This window comes from Lacrimispora sp., from assembly GCF_046972725.1.
Taxonomy (GTDB): domain Bacteria; phylum Bacillota; class Clostridia; order Lachnospirales; family Lachnospiraceae; genus Lacrimispora.
The window spans coordinates 520,451-537,258 of the sequence record NZ_JBKVXF010000001.1 but is presented as its reverse complement, the minus strand read 5'-3'; the positions used below and the strand labels follow the sequence as shown (position 1 = coordinate 537,258).

The 16,808-nt window shown below is 39.4% G+C and carries 24 protein-coding genes; all 24 read left to right on the top strand.

What is annotated here, in order from left to right; translation table 11 throughout:
- Positions 1–17: 17 nt before the first annotated feature.
- The 24 genes from ACLTWA_RS02780 (at position 18) to ACLTWA_RS02665 (ending at position 16,725) form a co-directional block, all read left to right on the top strand.
- Positions 18–650: a single-stranded DNA-binding protein gene (locus ACLTWA_RS02780; protein WP_412326019.1), complete on the top strand. Its 633-nt coding sequence runs from the start codon at positions 18–20 to the stop codon at positions 648–650.
- Positions 643–1,116: a sporulation initiation factor Spo0A C-terminal domain-containing protein gene (locus tag ACLTWA_RS02775; protein WP_412326018.1), complete on the top strand. Its 474-nt coding sequence runs from the start codon at positions 643–645 to the stop codon at positions 1,114–1,116. Before ACLTWA_RS02780 ends, ACLTWA_RS02775 begins: the two co-directional genes overlap by 8 nt.
- Positions 1,094–3,103 (top strand): hypothetical protein, encoded by a 2,010-nt coding sequence (locus ACLTWA_RS02770; RefSeq protein ID WP_412326017.1) that lies wholly within the window; start codon positions 1,094–1,096, stop codon positions 3,101–3,103. The genes ACLTWA_RS02775 and ACLTWA_RS02770 overlap by 23 nt, the downstream gene beginning before the upstream one ends.
- 141 nt (positions 3,104–3,244) lie before the next feature.
- The gene (locus ACLTWA_RS02765; protein WP_412326016.1) at positions 3,245–3,955 is read left to right on the top strand and encodes a hypothetical protein; all 711 of its coding nucleotides are present in this window, start codon (positions 3,245–3,247) and stop codon (positions 3,953–3,955) included.
- On the top strand, positions 3,956–4,411 hold the full coding sequence (locus ACLTWA_RS02760) for a hypothetical protein (RefSeq protein WP_412326015.1): 456 nt from the start codon (positions 3,956–3,958) through the stop codon (positions 4,409–4,411).
- 19 nt (positions 4,412–4,430) lie between these two features.
- Positions 4,431–4,772: a hypothetical protein gene (locus tag ACLTWA_RS02755; RefSeq protein WP_412326014.1), complete on the top strand. Its 342-nt coding sequence runs from the start codon at positions 4,431–4,433 to the stop codon at positions 4,770–4,772.
- Positions 4,744–5,340: an HD domain-containing protein gene (locus ACLTWA_RS02750; RefSeq protein ID WP_412326013.1), complete on the top strand. Its 597-nt coding sequence runs from the start codon at positions 4,744–4,746 to the stop codon at positions 5,338–5,340. Before ACLTWA_RS02755 ends, ACLTWA_RS02750 begins: the two co-directional genes overlap by 29 nt.
- A gap of 42 nt (positions 5,341–5,382) precedes the next feature.
- Positions 5,383–5,988: a hypothetical protein gene (locus ACLTWA_RS02745; protein ID WP_412326012.1), complete on the top strand. Its 606-nt coding sequence runs from the start codon at positions 5,383–5,385 to the stop codon at positions 5,986–5,988.
- 193 nt (positions 5,989–6,181) lie between these two features.
- Entirely contained in the window at positions 6,182–7,105 is a 924-nt protein-coding gene (locus ACLTWA_RS02740) for a recombinase RecT (protein WP_412326011.1), read from the top strand.
- A 9-nt stretch (positions 7,106–7,114) separates the two neighbouring features.
- Complete coding sequence (locus ACLTWA_RS02735; RefSeq protein WP_412326010.1) at positions 7,115–7,474, top strand: hypothetical protein; 360 nt, start codon at positions 7,115–7,117, stop codon at positions 7,472–7,474.
- Positions 7,474–7,854 (top strand): hypothetical protein, encoded by a 381-nt coding sequence (locus tag ACLTWA_RS02730; RefSeq protein ID WP_412326009.1) that lies wholly within the window; start codon positions 7,474–7,476, stop codon positions 7,852–7,854. The genes ACLTWA_RS02735 and ACLTWA_RS02730 overlap by 1 nt, the downstream gene beginning before the upstream one ends.
- Complete coding sequence (locus ACLTWA_RS02725) at positions 7,851–8,237, top strand: hypothetical protein (protein WP_412326008.1); 387 nt, start codon at positions 7,851–7,853, stop codon at positions 8,235–8,237. Before ACLTWA_RS02730 ends, ACLTWA_RS02725 begins: the two co-directional genes overlap by 4 nt.
- A gap of 121 nt (positions 8,238–8,358) precedes the next feature.
- Positions 8,359–9,114, top strand: a complete 756-nt coding sequence (locus ACLTWA_RS02720; protein WP_412326007.1) for an MBL fold metallo-hydrolase — start codon at positions 8,359–8,361, stop codon at positions 9,112–9,114.
- Positions 9,115–9,248: 134 nt separating this feature from the next.
- On the top strand, positions 9,249–9,683 hold the full coding sequence (locus tag ACLTWA_RS02715; RefSeq protein WP_412326006.1) for a hypothetical protein: 435 nt from the start codon (positions 9,249–9,251) through the stop codon (positions 9,681–9,683).
- 14 nt (positions 9,684–9,697) lie between these two features.
- A complete protein-coding gene (locus ACLTWA_RS02710) occupies positions 9,698–10,420 on the top strand; it encodes a hypothetical protein (RefSeq protein ID WP_412326005.1) in 723 nt (240 codons plus the stop codon).
- Between the two features lie 52 nt (positions 10,421–10,472).
- Complete coding sequence (locus tag ACLTWA_RS02705; RefSeq protein ID WP_412326004.1) at positions 10,473–10,913, top strand: single-stranded DNA-binding protein; 441 nt, start codon at positions 10,473–10,475, stop codon at positions 10,911–10,913.
- Positions 10,914–11,070: 157 nt separating this feature from the next.
- Complete coding sequence (locus ACLTWA_RS02700; RefSeq protein WP_412326003.1) at positions 11,071–11,676, top strand: hypothetical protein; 606 nt, start codon at positions 11,071–11,073, stop codon at positions 11,674–11,676.
- Complete coding sequence (locus ACLTWA_RS02695) at positions 11,669–12,301, top strand: hypothetical protein (RefSeq protein WP_412326002.1); 633 nt, start codon at positions 11,669–11,671, stop codon at positions 12,299–12,301. Before ACLTWA_RS02700 ends, ACLTWA_RS02695 begins: the two co-directional genes overlap by 8 nt.
- 66 nt (positions 12,302–12,367) lie before the next feature.
- Entirely contained in the window at positions 12,368–13,150 is a 783-nt protein-coding gene (locus ACLTWA_RS02690; RefSeq protein ID WP_412326001.1) for a hypothetical protein, read from the top strand.
- Positions 13,147–13,404, top strand: a complete 258-nt coding sequence (locus tag ACLTWA_RS02685) for a replicative helicase loader/inhibitor (protein WP_412326000.1) — start codon at positions 13,147–13,149, stop codon at positions 13,402–13,404. Before ACLTWA_RS02690 ends, ACLTWA_RS02685 begins: the two co-directional genes overlap by 4 nt.
- A complete protein-coding gene (locus tag ACLTWA_RS02680; RefSeq protein WP_412325999.1) occupies positions 13,401–15,437 on the top strand; it encodes an AAA family ATPase in 2,037 nt (678 codons plus the stop codon). The genes ACLTWA_RS02685 and ACLTWA_RS02680 overlap by 4 nt, the downstream gene beginning before the upstream one ends.
- 16 nt (positions 15,438–15,453) lie before the next feature.
- Positions 15,454–15,879 (top strand): hypothetical protein, encoded by a 426-nt coding sequence (locus tag ACLTWA_RS02675; protein WP_412325998.1) that lies wholly within the window; start codon positions 15,454–15,456, stop codon positions 15,877–15,879.
- A 37-nt stretch (positions 15,880–15,916) separates the two neighbouring features.
- Entirely contained in the window at positions 15,917–16,180 is a 264-nt protein-coding gene (locus tag ACLTWA_RS02670; protein ID WP_412325997.1) for a hypothetical protein, read from the top strand.
- Positions 16,181–16,284: 104 nt separating this feature from the next.
- On the top strand, positions 16,285–16,725 hold the full coding sequence (locus ACLTWA_RS02665) for a hypothetical protein (protein ID WP_412325996.1): 441 nt from the start codon (positions 16,285–16,287) through the stop codon (positions 16,723–16,725).
- Positions 16,726–16,808 lie beyond the last annotated feature (83 nt).

The window sequence follows — 16,808 nt, the reverse complement described above, 5'->3', positions numbered from 1 at the left end:
ATCAGGAGGAAATCAAGATGGATGCAAAAATTACCAACAATACAGTTATATTAATCGGAGAAATTGTTTCCGGATTTACATACAGCCATGAGATTTTTGGTGAAGGATTCTACATGGTGGATTTGGCTGTTAAACGGCTTAGTGAACAGGTAGACGTTATTCCACTTACTATTTCAGAGCGTCTTATTAACATGAATGATATTTCGCTTGGTGACATGGTAGAAGTAAGGGGGCAGTTCCGTTCCCGCAACCAGTTCGGTGAAGATAAAAAGCGGCTTATCCTTTCAGTGTTCGTTAGAGAGGTTATTTTTCTGGAAGAGGAGATTACTGATTATACGAAGACAAATTTTATTTCGCTAGATGGATTCATTTGCAAACCGCCCATATACCGGAAAACACCACTTGGAAGAGAAATTGCAGACTTGCTTCTGGCAGTGAATCGACCATACGGCAAGTCAGATTACATACCTTGTATTGTTTGGGGTCGTAACGCGAGATATGCTTCAGGGCTTCTTGTCGGCAATAGACTGGAAATTTATGGAAGAATCCAGAGTCGAGAGTACGAAAAGAAAATTTCCGAGATAGAGGTTTCCAAGCGAACTGCTTACGAAGTTTCCGTTTCAAAACTGGAGGTGCCTGAGCATGATTAAAGAAAAGACAAAAGACGTGTTGATTAAAATGGGAATGCCGGTCTCTATACGTGGATTTAAGTACATACCTGATTTTATGGAACTATTTGATGCCGGATATGAAGATGCCAAGATAACTGGTTTATATGCAGATGTTGCCAAGAAACATGGCACAACAGGGAGCCGGGTAGAAAGAGCCATCAGGCATTCTTTTGAGACATTGATTGCTAAAGGTCGGCAGGACCTAATTGGAAAGTATTTGTCATTAGACAATACCACTAATTCAAATATGCTAAAACTTCTCTATTATCGCTTGAAGCAAGAGGAAACGGAAGATAAGCCATCTGAAATACATATACCGGAATCCGATCCCAGTAAAGGGTTGGACCCATATAAGACTTTGGAAGATGATATGGTTCTGGCTGTCCAGAAATTTGTTAAGCATTTGAGGGAGGAAAATGTAAATGCATGTAGTAAAGTTGGTTAGCGCACATTGTGAAAACTTCAAGGGCTTCAAGAGTTTTGATATCCAGTTTGGGAATAAGATAACCCATATAAAAGGTGCAAATGGACTTGGAAAATCAAGCGTTATTGAATTGATTATGTGGGTGCTCCACGGAGTCAGTAATAACTTGTCCAGTAATCCAAAAGTTCGCCGGGAAGTTGACGGAGTACCAGTTTCAGATGTTCATGTGGTTGGTGAAATCACCATGGAAGTTGACGGAAAAAAGGTTGTTGCAAGAAAGGTTCAGAAGAGGAGCATCAAGAAAGATAAAAGCTATTCAGATGAAAATACATATTCCATTAATGGTTTAGAAAGGAACTTAAAGGATTTTATTGCCTATTTTGATTTCAGCTTTGATGATTTGCTTCTGGGTATGAACATTGACAAGTTCCTGACAAAGAAACCAAAAGAAATGAGGGAATTTCTTTTTAAATTACCAGAGGACATTTCAGTTAGAGATATTATTTTGCAATATCCGGAATTTGCAGAACTGGTGCCATTGCTTGAAAATTACAAAGATGTTGATGAAATAAGAGCAATAAATAAAAGAAGTATTAAAAAGCTAGATGAAGAAATGGAAGATTGTCTCACAAGGATAGATGAGGCAAGCCGTCAAGTTATTGAAAATATTGACACTGCTGAATTGGAATTACAAAAGGAAGATTTACAACGTCAAATTGTAGAAATAGAGAAACAGGAAGATGATTCTCTAGCACAAGCTACAGAATACGACGCTATGTCAAAGGATATTCTGGATTTGCAGTTTAAGAAATCGGAGATTGAACGGCAAGCTTATTTCAATTTAGCTAAGCAGAAGAAAGAAATCCAGAAACGCATTGATGAAGCAGAAATCCAGTTCCGGCAGGCTATGAATGATTCTTCCATGGCTGAAATGGATAAAAAGCGTATTGAGGATAACATATCCAGAAAGAAAGCTGAGAAAGCTCGGCTTTTGAAAGATTATACCTTGCTTTCCGAAGAAACGTTCTGTAATTATATTCCTCTTCCAGAATTAAGTGAGGACGTTCTTACTTGCCCTACCTGCGGACAGGAGCTACCAGGAGCGGTTAAGGCACAGAAAATAGCGGAGTATGATGAAAATAGCCGTAAGCAACGTCAGAAGTATGAAAATGATAAGACAGAGTGGGAAAGGCGTCAGGAAGATAGGAAAACAGCTATCAATGTAAAAGGTCAGGCCTTGAAAACGGAGATTGAAAAGCTAGAAATGGATGAGCTTCCGACTATTGAGGAACGTCTTAAATCAGCTAATGAACGGAAAGTTACCGCCAATGGTGCAAAGAACAAAGCACTGGAAGAATTAAACGCTATACCGGATAAGGCTGATTTATCGGATAACCAAGAGTATGAATCGCTTTGCCAAGAAATTGCAAAAAAAGAAGAGGCCTTGAAATCTGTGAATACTGGAGCTGATTATCGTGTTACTCTACGGAATCGCAAAGCAGAGATTCAAGCTGAATTGGATTTGGTGAAAGATAAGATAAAAGATGCATATAAAAGTGCAGAAGCAGAGGACAGAGTGGCCTCCATTAGAGAAGCTCTTTCTATAAAAGAACAGGCAAAGTCAGATTATCAGAAAATTAATGATTTGCTTGACCAGTTGGAACAAAAGAAAAATGAGTTAATGGTTGTAAGTATTGACAGCCATTTCAATAAGGTGAAGTGGCAACTATGGGCAGATGTGAAAAATGGGAACTATAAACCGGACTGTATTCCTCTTATTGACAACAAGGACTTAAAAGATAACTCAAATAAGGCTCTTGTTTTGGAAGCTAAGATTGACATAGCAACCTCCATACAAAGGATTACAGGAATTACCGCTCCAGTCATTATTGATGATGGCGAAGCTCTTGATACGGAAAATCTCCACAAAATATTGGCTGACTGTGAGTGCCAGGTTATTGTTACGTCGGTTTCAGACAACAAAGAACTTCAAATTGAGGTGTCGTAATGGACGCTGATAGTCTGATTCGTGTAACGGAATTCTACATGCTTTGAAGATATTGCTTGCGGCACAAAAACGTCTTAAAAATGAAGACTGGGTACATTGAAAAAAGATAACTGAATTAATGGAAAATGGAGGAAAACCTAAATGCAGAGTATCACGGAAGAAATGAAAGTTCATGAAGAATGGTATAAGCAATCAAATGATGTGACAGTTGAAACATTGCCTGATTTCATCAAGCATTTAACAGAAGATTATCAGCATGATTACGGAACGATTTGTCACGCTATAGTTGCAGGTGCCTTGGCGACTATTCATGCGATAGATAAATCCCCAACAGGTGGCATCACTGGATTTCAGGCTGGTTGTATTATGTGGGAGCTTATCAGATGCTTAAGCTATCAGGGAAATAAATGCGGCTTAAGAATCCTTGATTATGACAATCTTCTTTATCCGCAGCATGAAGACAAATTCGGCAAAACTATAACTCCCTCAATATGGGAAAATGTTCAGCATGAAGCCAAAGAACGTATCAAAGATTATGAAACGGAAGTAGCTCGCTATCAAAGGAGCGTGGAAGAGTATCCAGCAAAACTTGAAAGCTTTTATAAAATAGTCGAGGAATACAGAAAAGCAAATCCGAACGAACCAAGCTATGAAAACAATCCAGGGTACTATCAAGAGTTGTCATGTGGAACAGCTGCAGAATGGGAAGAGTTTGAAAAAAGAAAGGAAGCAGGTGTTCCAATGAAGCCAAGAGAGCCCTATTTCGGTGGCGCATGTGATGAAGTTCTTAACCATTGGAAAAGTATCGTTGATGGCATTGTTCCTTTTGGATTCAGAGTAGAGGAGGATTAAATGAAGATTATAAAAGTTCGGTTTTTAAAGGGAGAAGTGCCCAGTGGCAGAGCTTATACATATTTTTCAGATGCACCGGTATCGGTTGGAGATTTGGTTCAGATTAATTCTTCTGCCAAGGGCATTGTTATCGAAGCTGATGTACCAGAAAGTGAGATTGAAGCTTTCCGGGATAAGGTGAAAACCATTGTGGGAAAAGTGGTTGCTGAATCAGAGAAAGAGCCAAATGAGCATTTCAATGTTTCTGATTCCGTAGCGGCACAGGAACGCTATTGTAAAGAAAAGGAATATCCTCATTTCGCCCCCAATAACGGCATTTGCTGGAAATGTAATCAGCAGATTTACGCTGAAGGTAAAAATCGTATGGGAAATCTTTCAAAGGGGATATCCGTAGAAGAAGCTGGAAGTGAGTTAATTACTGGCTGTCCTCATTGTAACTGGTCATATTGCGAATGACAGAGATTAAGGAGGACACATGAAACAGAATCCTTGTAGGTATTGTGCTTTGAGTTGGGAGCATAATGGCAAGTACTACCCATCTTACAAATCTCCCTGTGCTGAATGTGAGAATATCAAGAAGCATAAGGAGTATCTGAAATCCCAAAGGAAGTTTGAAGAGGGTCCCCTAATCACATCACTTGATGAACTTTTAAAAGAAGAATGGGTAATGTGGTATCACCAGACAAAGCACATTGAAGTCATAAAGCATACGCAGTTATTAACTGTCTTACATTGGCTTAACAATGGAGCATTTCATAAAGCAATCAGAAAAGAAAGTGAGGAAAACAGTGAATCAGGAATTAGTTGTAAAATTTGAAAAGTTGTTATTGGAAACTAAACGTCCGGGAGTTGAAAATCTTATTGAATTTATTCGCAAGAGTGATTTTTATACGGCTCCGGCCAGTACCAGATTCCATGGTGCCTATGAGGGCGGTTTGTTGGAACACAGCATTAATGTACTTGATTGCTTGGCAGAAAAGAAAGCCAGTGACAATGCTATTTGGCACAAAGTATTAGTAAACGTACAAAGCGAAAGCATTGTAATTTCAGCATTGCTTCATGACCTTTGTAAAACGCATTTCTATACTATTGAAATGCGTAACAAGAAAGATGAATCAGGTGCTTGGGTACAGGTTCCCTTTTATACAGTGAATGATCAGGTTCCTTACGGCCATGGCGAAAAGAGTGTCATGATGATTGAGGAATACATAAAGCTGTTGCCAGCTGAAAGATACGCTATACGCTGGCACATGGGTTCATACGAACCAAAAGAACTTTGGAATACTCTGGGAACGGCTATGGAGAAATATCCTCTGGTTCTGGCATTGCACGAAGCGGATATGGAAGCAACTTATTTATTAGAAAAGGATAAGGGAGGTAAATGACAAATGAGTTGTAGTAGTCTTTGGATTATGGATAAGGACTTCGTGGGGTATGAATCAACCGAATATTCAAATTCATGGTTGTTCAGTCCTATTGTTTGGGACCTACTTCTTGATAAGTATATGAGAGCTGATATACAAACGGGTTTTGGTTATAAAAAGTCATTCCTTACAGATCCCAGCGGTCAGTTATTTAACAAACTTAATGAAATTATTAATGGTTGTGACGCTTTCTGTGACCGGATTATTTGGGAGATGAGTAATCAGCAGATATTTCACTCCAAGGATAAGCAGTTGGTTTCTAATGCCATTAAAGAGGCCCTGGAAGTAAATAGTCAATTCAACAAGAGTAATAAGGATAATATTGGTTCTTTGGAGAGAGCGCACATCAAAGAACGTTGGATTGAAATTGCAAAAAACATTTCGGAAATTGATGAAGAAGAATATCCTTACTTTATTTTTAAAAATACCAGTTGTGATGATGGTGTGGAATACTGGTTCAGTAAATTTAATGAAGAGAAAAAGGAATATGAGAAATCTTCCTTGAAGGAACTTAATAAATTCGTTGCTGAGTTTGTGGAAATCAGCGAGAATCATAAAATCAAGTTTACTGGAAATCTTGATTATTTTAAGAAAAGCGAGGACAAGTAAAAATGGCAGGAGCATTAAAGCATAGGCAGAGAAGTCACCGGAGCTTTTATGAGAGTCGCAAGGTTCTGGGAAGCGTGGCAACAGCGGCGGCATACCGCAGTAATTCAAGAAATATGGTCCGGCAGGCAACGGGCGTTAATTGGCTAGATAGATTCAAACAGATGTTCAGAAGTCAGAAAGGGGATAAATAATCATGACAAAGCAGGAAGCTGCGACAACGGCAAATCAGCAGGCAGCATTAATTGTAAACAACGCTTTTATTGAGGGGCTAAATGCACAGCTGAAGCAGAAACAGGAATACGGATTGACCTTTCCGGCAGATTACAATCCCACGAATGCATTGATGGGGGCATATCTCATTTTAAAGGAAACAAAGGACAGGAACGGCAAATATGTTTTGGAATCCTGTTCTCAGGCCAGTATCGCTAATGCACTTATGGATATGGTAACAATGGGTCTGTCAATGCAGAAACGCCAGTGTTATCCGATTGCTTACGGTGGGAAGTTACAGTGTCAGGTTTCCTATCATGGTCATAAAGCCATGGCTCACCGATATGGTGCAAAGGATATCAATGCAGAGGTCATTTATGAAGGAGATACATTCAAATACCATATTGAGAATGGCCGAAAGATTCTTGATGAGCACACACAGGATTTTGAGAACATCGACTTGACCAAAATCAAGGGTGCCTATTGCATAGTTATCCTTGCTGACGGCAGTACATACATGGAAGTGATGAACATTCATCAGATTAAGACGGCATGGAAGAAAGGCTACGGCTACAAGGAAAACAGCGGAACACATGCGGAATTTACTGACATGATGGTTAAGAAAACAGTAACTTCCCGGGCCTGCAAGCAGATTGTTCAGCAATATGGTGATGTATATGCCATTGAAGCAGTTGATAAGGCAGAAGATATTGATTCGGTAGATGTTGTTGCTGAAGATGTGGCACATGATGTTCAGAGCTATGCCAATGCCCAGGAGTTCCCAATGCCAGAGGAATCGGAGACGGTTGAACAGGAAGAAGCACCTGCAGGTGAAGAAGTTCCCGATCAGCAGGCAGAAGCCGAACCGGAGCCAGCACCGCAGCTGCAGAAGCCTGATTGGGCATAGGAGGACATCATGAGGATTATATCGCAAAGTGGAACTGATTATCCATATGAGCAGATTTGCATTCAGATTGAGAATAATCAAATTAAATGTAAATCATGTAACAACGAACGGGTGGGTTTGTTGGCAAGTTATTCTTCACCTGAAAAGGCTCAGAAAGCCATGGAAATGTTACATAGGGAGTATATCGGCATAATGCCAAGCTTGATCATTTCAGATTGTGAATTTCCCCAGACAAACTTGGAGGAATTAAAAAACTCCATGGTTGGCGGTCAGATTATGGTGCCAAGTCAAGACGAGGGACGTGTTGAATACCATATGCTTCCCCGGATATTCCGGTTTCCAACCGATGAAGAAATTGAGGTGGGGTAATGAAAAAAGAAGATTTCCATAAAGGCCAGACAGTGTATCTGCTTCTTTTGTGTAACGCCGCCCGGGGTAAGCATGGTGAGGAACTTATAAGAGAAGCCACTGTCACCGCAATAGGAAACAAGTACATCACTGTTTCTCCTGGCTATTATTCAACAAATGTTCGCTTTGAGATAGAAAATAATTTCAGAGAACATTCAGATTACTCACCGGAGCATAAGCTATTTCTTTCAAGAGAAGAAATTGTAGATCGCCTTGAAAAAGAAAAATTGCTTTGCTGGTTCAGAGATTCTTTTAGGATTTTTTCTCAAAGCAAGGATTTTAGCTTAACCGCACTTCGGGAAGCAAAGGAGATATTGGAGAAAAGTGAGGTGGAAGCATGAAAAATCTAAAACGTCTTTACGAAGAACTAGAAAGTAGGGATGATTTTGAAATTATTCGGAAAACTTTTGACGGTGGCATGGGTGAATTTACCAAGGGAATCCTCCATAATTGTACTGTGGTTTGGAGTTATGCCGGTGGCTGGGAGCATGTAAGTATAAATAATCCTCGCCGGACCCCGACATGGGATGAAATGTGTATTATCAAGGACATGTTCTGGGATTTGAAAGAGGCAGTAGTTCAGTATCACCCGGCCATGGATAACTATGTAAATAATCTCAAAAATTGCTTACACCTTTGGAAGCCGATAGAGAAGTATTCTGGGGTGCTGCCTATACCACCTGATTATTTGGTAGGGATAAAGGAACTGGGGGTGCTGGAATGAGCAAGAAGTGTTGCGGAACGTGCATACATCACATTCCTATGCCACTTGATGAATGGGTTTGCAGTAATCCAGATTCAGAAGCCTATGGACTTGAAACTGCCTATGAGGATTCTTGTGAGGATTGCGAGGTGAGGGGGGCGTTTCATTGTTCTTGAAATGCATCTCCTCTGGCTCAAAAGGAAACGCATATGTGTTACAGGGTAAAGATGAAATTCTCCTGTTGGAATGCGGAAAGCCTTTCATTGAAGTAAAAAAAGCCATTGATTGGCAAATTCTAAAGATAAAAGGTTGTTTGCTCACCCATGGGCATTTGGACCATTCTAAAAATACTAAAGATTTTCTAAAAGCCGGAATCCCGGTATTTACCAACGAAGAAACGAAACAAACTATTGGAGATATTCCCGGAGCACAGTTTTACAGTGTATCAGAGTTTAAAGCGGTACAGATAGGTGGTTTTAAATGTATTCCGTTTTACGTACCTCATAACGGAACACCGTGCTATGCGTGGCTGATTGAACACTTAGAAATGGGAAGATTGCTGTTCGCTACAGATTTTGAATACATACCATACAATTTCCAGAAACAACAAATTCAACATTTTCTAATTGAAGCAAATTACCAAGAGCAGTTCATTGATAAGGATATACCGAATTACGAACACAAGCTCCTGGGACACGCTTCATTTGAAACTTGTATTGGAGCCATTAAAGCGAACCAGTCACCAAATCTTAGAAGCGTCATAATGTGCCATCTGGGAGCCGGTTCTAGTGCTGGTAACTATTTTATCAATGAAATGCAGAAAGTGACAGGAAGAAACATTAATGTGGATTGTGCGGCACCGGGGCTTATTGTGGAAGTAAATAAAGAGCCTTTTTAATAAACCGGAATAGAATCCGGAATTTACATTGAATTAATTCATATGGGCGAAATCCCATTCAAAACTATAAGACGTTTTTAACCCGGGTTGAAATAAATGTAACTAATCAATTTGTGCCTATGGAGGAAAATATCATGGCGAAAATTAATTTGGAAAAGTTTGCAGGCGGTGCCCTGCAGGAAAAGTTTGACATGGCTGCCGAAACTGTTTTGGCAAACATGAAAGATTTAAATACACCTTGGAAAAACAAGAGATCTATTACTGTGAAGGTAACTTTTCAACAGAATGAGGATAGAGATGATGCACAGGTTGATGTGTCCGTAGATTGGAAGACAGCTCCGGTTGCCCCAATATCTACTAGAATGTCAATCGGTAAAGATCTGAAAACGGGAGAAGTTTTTGCTCAAGAATATGGTAAGCAGGTCCGTGGCCAGATGACGATTGAAGATTATCAGACACCGCAGGAAGATTTACAGGTTGACGGAAAGACCGTTGATCCGGAAACCGGAGAAATCAAAGAAGAACCAGATGGCAAAGTAGTTGACATGAGAGCAGCCAAACAGGCTTAAGGAGGATATGAATTATGGATATGACAAGAGATGCATTACAGTATGTGGTTGGATTAAGTGAGGCAAATCTCCTTACGATTAATGGAGATACATATACAGATAAGCAGATTCACAGAATTGACAACGAACTACGTGCTGCAGCTATTGAAATGAATACGCTTTCAAGTCTGATTGACTATGCAAAAGCATTTACCAACGAGATGTCAGATCAAATGTTAGTTCAGGTAGTTTCGCCGACAGAAGTTAAACTGATTTCCTGCCTTGATAGAGATCGAAAACGGGAATGCCTTGTAAACGTGGCTGCTATGGTTCCCGAATTCAGCTATGGAAGATATATGGATCATGAAAGTTTCATCATTGCTTTACAGTCAAAATTCATTCCAAACGATCATCGTGCAGACTTGTTAAGATTCGCTGGAACCGTCAAAGATGAATCTGTTGCGCAGTACGGTGATGATGGAATTACCCAGAAGGCGACAGTTAAAAGAGGAATTGCAAGTGTTGAAGAAGCTATTGTTCCGAATCCGGTTAACTTGAAACCGTTCCGTACCTTTGTTGAAGTGGATCAGCCCGAAAGTGCCTTTATATTCCGTATGAAACAAAGTGAAGGACGTGGTATTGAGTGTGCCATATTTGAAGCTGATGGTGGTGCTTGGAAGAATGAAGCCATGAGAAACATCAAGAAATATCTTGGATTTGCCCTGAAAGAATTACCGCAGTTTACAGTGATTTCATAACATCAATACCGCCGGTTCAATAATGGGCCGGCGGAGAAAGAAGGAATTAAGCATGAACCGAGCAATATTAATGGGACGTTTAGTGCGAGACCCGGAAGTTAGGTATTCCCAGGGTGAAACCCCAATAGCAATTGCAAGATATACTCTTGCTGTTGACCGAAGAGGACGCAAAAGCCAGGACAGTGAGCAGACTGCCGATTTTATCAACTGCATTGCATTTGGTAAAGGCGGAGAGTTTACGGAGAAGTATTTCCGTCAGGGAATGAGGGTTCTTGTTTCTGGCAGAATCCAGACTGGGAGTTATACAAATAAAGAAGGTGTTAAGGTCTATACCACAGAAATTATTGTTGAGGAACAGGAGTTTGCTGATAGCAAGAATGCTTCTTCTGGTGGTAGTCAGCCAACCTCCAGACCTGCACCTACTAATTCCATTGGCGACGGTTTTATGAACATCCCTGATGGTGTAGAAGATGAAGGCCTGCCCTTTAACTAACCGGAGGTGATACGCTTTGATATTGTTATGTGATACCCGGCAGCAATCCGGCAAGCATGACCTTAAAAATGCTTATTTCCGGTCCAAGGGAATTGTTGTCAACAGAACAAAGTTATACGCAGGCGATTATGCCCTTTCTAATAATCAGGGTGTTTGTGTGGATACAAAAAAGGACATAGCGGAACTTATTTTAGATATTCAGTTTAGAAAACGAGTGTCAAAGAAAGAAGTGGAGACTGCTGTTCTTGAAATTATTGAAAAAGAACATATTCCGTTAATCTATGCAGATGAAATCTTCCACGCAATCTGTGATGATGATACAGACCGATTCGCTGAAAAGGATATTAACGATGTCTGTTATAACTATGGTATTCCTGAAAGCATAATTGACCGATTTCAGGCTCTTTACGTCAAGAGACACGGATTCTTTCACCGAGGACTTAAACGAGCCCAGAATAGCGGAATACGACTTTACATACTGGTTGAAAACGAGGATAGAGTAACTTGCATTAATGATTTATTCCATTGGCATAATCCCAGGCTTGATATTTTAGTCAATAGCAATCAGATGATTGGATTCTGGAAGAACGGAAAGCCCCGGTATAAGAAAGTCCAGAAATATCCATATGCGGCTACTGGAGAATGGTTGGCAAAGGCCTGCCTGACTATGGAACTAAAATATGGTTGTAAGTTTCTTTTCTGCAAGCCAGAAGAGTCTGGGGCAAAGATTTTAGAGTTGTTAGGGGTTGATAAAATTGGCTAAACAAAGCAACTATCACTTAAGACGAGAACAGGGACTTTGCCCAAGATGTGGGAAAAATAATGCAACACCAGAAAAGTCGATGTGTCCTACATGTAGAGAAAATTTTAATCGAAAACGGCGTGAAAACAGTAAGTACTTGAAAAAAATAGGTATCTGCGTAAGATGTGGAAAAAACAAATCTGAACCCAACAAAACGCTGTGTATGGAGTGTATTGGAGCAGAGTCAGATAAATACCATAACAAATCTAAAGATTTGAGTTCTGTAGTCAAGATAAAGGAACGGTATAGAAAACGTAATTTGATGAATATGCGTAGAGTTTCAGGTCTTTGCTACAGGTGTGGAAAGCATAAGGTAAGTTCTGGTGAAATGTGTAGTTCATGTAAGGCTTATTTAAAGCAATATAGGTATAAGAATAGGGCTGATATAGAAAGATCTGAATGGCCCAATTATGGAATTTGTTATCTATGTGGGAAAGCTCCAATCATGAAAGGGAAAAAGGTATGCGCTTCGTGCTATAAAGTACGAATGCGTACCATACCAACAATGCTTGCCAATCAAAATAATGAGTATTTCAGAAAATTGAATATGGCAATCTTTAGTAAAAAAGAGGAAATTACAATATAAAATATTCATGGTAATTGAAATAGTTGTTTTATAAAAGGTCTGGAGCTAATTAAGGGAGGTTTTCTAATGACACATAGTTTTGATTCGGAAATAGCAGAGAAATATGGGATTTTAGAAGCTGTTCTTCTCAATAATATTTATTATTGGATTGAAAAGAATCGGGCAAATGAACAGAACTTTTATGATGGTACTTATTGGACATATAACAGCACAAGAGCATTTAATGAACTGTTCCCTTATGTATCTGAACGGCAGATAAAGAATGCACTAAAACATTTACGGGAAGAGGAAGTTATCATTACTGGAAATTACAATGAGAATGCCTATGATCGTACTTTGTGGTATGCATTGTCCGAAAAGGGATTTTCCATTGTGCAAAAACGTCCAATGGAAGAGACAAAAGCGTCCAATGGAAAGGGCGATAATGTCCGACCTATACCAAATAATAAACCAAATATAAAACCAGATATAAACCAGAAAGATACTTTTTGCTCGGAGCCAGAAAATCTGGCTTCCGAACCGGAATCATTCATGCAAGAAGAACAGATGATTTTTAATATTGATACACCAAAGCCGGTAATTACTTTTCCACTCAATGACAAATCTGAATATTCAGTAACGGAGAGTGAAGTTGTTGAATGGCAGGAATTATATCCAGCACTTGATGTTATGCAAGAGTTAAGGAGTATGAAGGGCTGGTTGATAAGTAATCCCCAAAAACGTAAAACACGTAGAGGCATTAATAATTTTATTAACACATGGCTCTCAAAGTCACAAAATAGAGCTCGATGGACTCCAGTGGCAGGTCCAAATTCACAACAAAAATCAAAATGGGAGGATATGCTGTGAATAAGCAGGATTTTGGAGAAGTTATGGAAATGTTGGGTGGTGCTTTTGGCTCTAAATTTGCTCAGGCAGACCCTTCAGTGGCAAAAATATGGTACGAGTGCTTGAAAGACCTGCAGTCAGAGTGGCTAAAAAAGGCAGCTATTCAATGGATTCAAGAAAATAAATATCCTCCTTCTATTGCGGAATTAAGAGATATTGCGAAGAAGATTGAGCAAAATGAGTATGAACAAGGAAATGTGGAGCGGTGGCAATGAATGGAAAGAAGTTGTTTGATCCAGATGAAATAAGAAAAACTGTCAGTGCATTAAAGCCTCAAGGAGAATTGTTTGAGGTTCGGTGTCTGGAAGCAAATGGTCGGAGAGTCTACAGTGGATACTTCAAATCTCCTGAAAGTTTAATAGATCAGCTTTGCAGGTTGAATTCTACAGACAGCAATATTTACATAACTCTTGGAAAGGTAAAAGAAGATTGTTATTCACGGGAGCAGCGAGAAAAGTTTGTCATGAATGCTAAGAATACAACTAATGACAATGATATCGTGGGATATAAATGGCTGTTCATTGATGTGGACCCTCAACGGCCTGCTGGTGTATCCAGCTCTGATGTGCAGTTGCATAAAGCAAAGGAACGTGGCAACCAGATTTATGTGTTCATGAAGAACCTTGGATTTAATGATCCGGTGACTGCCCTAAGTGGTAACGGTATTCATCTTCTTTACCGGATACAGATTGCCAATAACGAGGAAAACAAAGCTTTGGTTAAAAAATGCTTGGCTGCTTTGGATATGTTCTTCAGTGATGATGAATTGAAAATTGATACAACAAACTTCAATCCTTCCCGGATATGTAAATTATATGGCACCATGGCCCGAAAGGGAAGCAACACGGAACAGAATCCTCACAGACTTAGTCATTTGCTTTCAGAGGGCAGTCGGGAGCCTACAGATAGGGTTTACCTGGAGAAGTTGATTTCCATGATTCCTGAGAAACAAGAGAAACCGCAGAAGTACAACAACTACAATCCCAGGGATTTTGATTTAGAAGAGTGGATGCAACGGTACAATATCCGGTACAGAGAATCTGGTTACAGTGATGGCACTAAATATATACTGGACGAGTGTCCGTTTGATAGCAACCATAAAGGCAAAGATGCTTGCATTTTTCAGACCCGGTCTGGTGCAATTGGATTCCACTGTTTTCACAACTCATGTTCGGATAAAACATGGCAGGACGTTAGAAAGCTGTTTGAGCCAGATGCATATGAGAAGCGGCAGCAGGAGTATGAACGGAAGATCTATTCAAAACTACCAGTTCAGCAAAGGCCAGTTCAGAGTATAGTTCCGGTTCAAGGAAATCCAGTTTTCTTCACAGCAAGGAATATTTTGGATTTGCAAGTACCGGAGGAACGGTTTGTTAAAAGCGGAATTGCTGACATTGACAAGAAGCTCAGGGGATTGAAGAAAAGCTATGTTACTGTTATGTCTGGTCTGAGAGCCTCCGGCAAATCTAGTGTCATATCTGAAATGGCATTGGATGCTGTAGAATCTGGAAATAATGTCGGTATTTTTTCAGGGGAACTTGCCCCAAAGAATTTTATGAGATGGATGGATCTGCAAGCAGCAGGAAGAGGATATACAGAGCCTACGCAGTTTGAGGGATATTACAATGTTTCACGAAAATATAAAGAGCAAATTGCAGAGTGGCTAGGGCAGCATTTCTTCCTGTACAACAACGATTACGGCAATGATTACCGGGCAGTAGCAGAACAGTTTGAAAAGGCTATTGAGGAAAAGAAACTAGACTTGCTGATTCTGGATAACTTGATGGCATTTAATATTCTTTGCTTGTCGGATAACAAATTTGAAGCGCAGACGGCATTTATTCTGGATATGCAGAGGATAGCTAAGAAACATAATGTGCATGTGCTATTTGTGGCACACCCAAGAAAGGCAATGGGATTCCTACGGCTTGACGATATTTCTGGTACTGCTGACCTGGGAAATGCCGTTGACAATGCTTTAATAGTCCACCGGGTAAACAATGATTTTAAGAGACTTGGCAAGCAGATGTTTGGGTGGAAAGACGATAATCCTATATTCAGTGCGACAAATGTGATTGAGATAGCAAAGGACCGTGACGGAGGCACAATGGATTATTTCGTTCCTCTACACTACGAAATAGAAACTAAACGGCTGAAAAATTACCCAGCTGAAAATAAAATCTATGGCTGGAACAAATCAGATGATGGATTTCTGAATGTGGAGCAGGGCGAAATTCCTTTTGATTGAGAGGAGAAAGGATAATATGAATACTTATATGATTACTCTGTCAGGATATGATAGGCAGGCAACTGCTTATGGTGAAGCACCCGGGAAAGCTAAGTACAATCTATACTTAGAATTGGGAGATTTATTTGACAGTTTTACTGAGTTTTTACGATTTGTTGAAAGCATAAGACTGGTTCATAAATTCAGGCCATGTGATCTGTTTGGTGACGTTGAACAATTTGAGCGAATGAAAGAATACCGTAATATCCCGTTTGCGTTCATGGGAATGAAGGTGATTTTGAAATCGAAAAGCAGAGGAAACATTAAAGGTACCATTGTCGGTTCAAATGACAGTATGAATCTGGATATTTATTTTGACGGAAGCTGCCACAAAGAGAATTGCCACCCACATTATGAATTGATTTATTTAGATAATAGTGGGAACGTTGTAGCCGAATTTTAATCGGGATATAAAAATCAGGACAGAGAGGAGTAAAGGCATGACAGAATATTTAGCGGAAAGAACCCTTGCAAACATGAGATTCAACCTGTCAATAACAAGGCCCGGAATTAACGCAGTAAACGAAAAGACGGCCCTTGAAATGGGAGTAAGAGCACTAGAAAAACAGATTTCTGCTCAGCCTGTAAATGATGGAGCGTTTGGAAAATGCCCAGATTGTGGATATGAATTTAATTCGGAGCTTCTGGAAGAGTATAATTTGAAGTTCTGCTTGAATTGTGGGAAGAAGATTCAATATTGCTAAATTAGGATTTGACGAATTACTGAACATTGAAAACTTAATATTGATAGTTGGTAGTTTCTGAGGTAATATTTGTTATATAAAAAAGTTATTGAAGGAGGGATAATTTGGATAGAGAACAGCAGGTAGAGGAGCTTTTAGAACAGCCGTATTATGTTATAGATTTTCTTCCACGACAAGTTCAAAAGGATGAAGGTTATTTCTTCTTTGAAGTAGAGGAGTATTTTTTAAATAGTAATGAATTAGATAGGATTTCAGAAAAATTCATCCATATCATTTTAAAAACACTATGTTATTTTGAATTTTCGGTTTATAAAGAAAAATGGCTAAATTCGGTGACCCCCAAAAAATTAGCAAGCGTTATTAAAAAGGTTGTTACGAAACAAAAAGGATTTATCTACATCCTACTGTCTCAAAATAACATTTTAATAGAAATCAATGGAGGGGATTTGCATATTTCTGTTTTTAATTGTAATGAGAAGGTAGAAAGCATTATGAAAGCTTTGGCAATATCAGAGGGGTTATTCTTGCGGAAGTTTAGAAATTAAATTTAAGTTTACATTGAAAGCTGCTAACTATGATATTAAGTTAGTAGCTTTTTGTTTATACGCAAAACTGAAATTTGAAAGAT